This window comes from Trichococcus flocculiformis, from assembly GCF_900113645.1.
Classification (GTDB): Bacteria; Bacillota; Bacilli; order Lactobacillales; family Aerococcaceae; genus Trichococcus; species Trichococcus flocculiformis.
Window position 1 is genome coordinate 1 of record NZ_FOQC01000101.1, and the last position, 1,718, is coordinate 1,718.

The window sequence follows — 1,718 nt, forward strand, 5'->3', positions numbered from 1 at the left end:
GATATTTCTCCATCTATCAGTAATTGAATAGAGTTATGAACAATTCGATCCATAATCGCTTCAGCTACAGTGCCATTCCCAAGCTTTTGAGGCCATCCTTGCGGATCAATCTGGGAACAGAAAATAGTCGATTTGAGCTTGTATCTCATTTCCACAATTTCAAGAACGAGTGCAGCCTGTTCTGGCGAAATATCGATTAAAAGCCATTCGTCAAGAATCAGTAGGTCGACCTTGGAAATCTTCTTGATACTTTTGCGGTAAGAATCGTCATTTCGATATTGCTCTACCATCAGTTCATCCAGTAATTCCGGAAGGCGCACATACTTCACTGTATGGTGTTGGCGGCAAGCGGATATGCCAAAAGCTTGTGCGATATAGCTTTTGCCAGCTCCAGTTGGACCTTTGATGATAATGTTGTTTGTTTGGCGAACGTAATTGCAGCTGGACAGTTCCAAAATGCGCATCTTCTCTAATTTCCGGTCCTCGTGGTATTCGATGTCTTCAATGCAAGCCTGAGAATCTTGAAAGTTAGCGCTCTTGATCAATCTTTTTAACGTGTTCGATTTGCGTCTGTCGTACTCATGATCAATCAACAGCTGGAATCTTTCTTCAAAACTCATTTTTTTGAACTCCGGCGAACTCTCTTGATGCTGGTATCCTTCTACCATCCCTGATAATTTCATTGAAATCATTTTGCTTATTGTTTGTTCGTTCATTGTCCTTTTCCTCCCCAATAATCTGAGCCGCGTGTAAATCCGAAATCATCCTGAGACTTGGATGGTTTTTCCAGTGCTTGCTCGGCATCTTTTTTCTTATTTGCTTTCAGTTGATTTTGAACTAATTTGACCGTCGGTCGCTGGGTGACATTCAAGATTTCCTTGCACGCTCTTTCGATCTCGTACTTGGTATAACGGCGGGAACTATTTTTTAAAGAAAAAATAGACGAGAGTGCCTTGCGCTCAACCTGATAGGTATCTAAAAGATATTGAATGAGGCGCAAGGTGTTCTCTCCGATCGTTTCTGCCCATTGTAAGGCGTTTTCCGGCGTTTGCTCGACATACAGTTTGTGGTTGTCAGGCATGTGGTCTTTACTGGTGGATAACTGACCGAATTTCCCATATAATCGGGAGTGCGTAGCTACTCGCATTTGTTTGAAGAAGACCTCGATGAGATGCTCAGAAACACGTACATCGACGTTTTTGCCGATGTATTCATATGGGACGGAATAAAACATATTTCCAATACTGATATGATAATCCAGGCGTACTTTAGCGGTTCTCCACTCGGCCATTTTGTATGGTTTTGCTGGTAGAGGGGAAAGTGCGAATTTCTCCTCTTCTTCAAACGCTGTAAAGCGAGTGCCTTTCTTTTTCGAGAAGTCTCTATGATTGAATTCTTCGAGCTTCAGGCTGATTTTTTGATTCAAGTCAGTCAGAGTAAAACAATGTTCGTTTCGCAAGGCCGCAATTATCCATGTCGATATGGTGCTGACAGAGCCTTCAACAGATGCTTTGTCGCGCGGGGCCCTGACCCTTGCTGGCATGCATAAAGTCCCATAATGATCACACATTTCACGGTATGTCGGATTCAACACGAGTTCCTTCAGCGTATGGCGGGTCACGGAGGTTTTAAGATTATCCGGAACAACAATCTGCGTGCTTCCTCCAAAGTATTCAAAAGCACGGTTGTGTGCACCAATCCAGGCGTTGAGATCCATG

General features: G+C 43.3%; 2 protein-coding genes. Both read right to left on the minus strand.

Annotated elements, in window-relative coordinates; genetic code table 11:
• Positions 1 to 716: IS21-like element helper ATPase IstB (gene istB, locus BMZ71_RS14530; protein WP_093234189.1), on the minus strand; the 716-nt coding region annotated here is incomplete at its 3' end.
• A partial coding sequence (locus BMZ71_RS14535; protein ID WP_086990821.1) for a Mu transposase domain-containing protein occupies positions 713 to 1,718 on the minus strand: 1,006 nt, incomplete at its 5' end. The genes BMZ71_RS14535 and istB, both read right to left, overlap by 4 nt.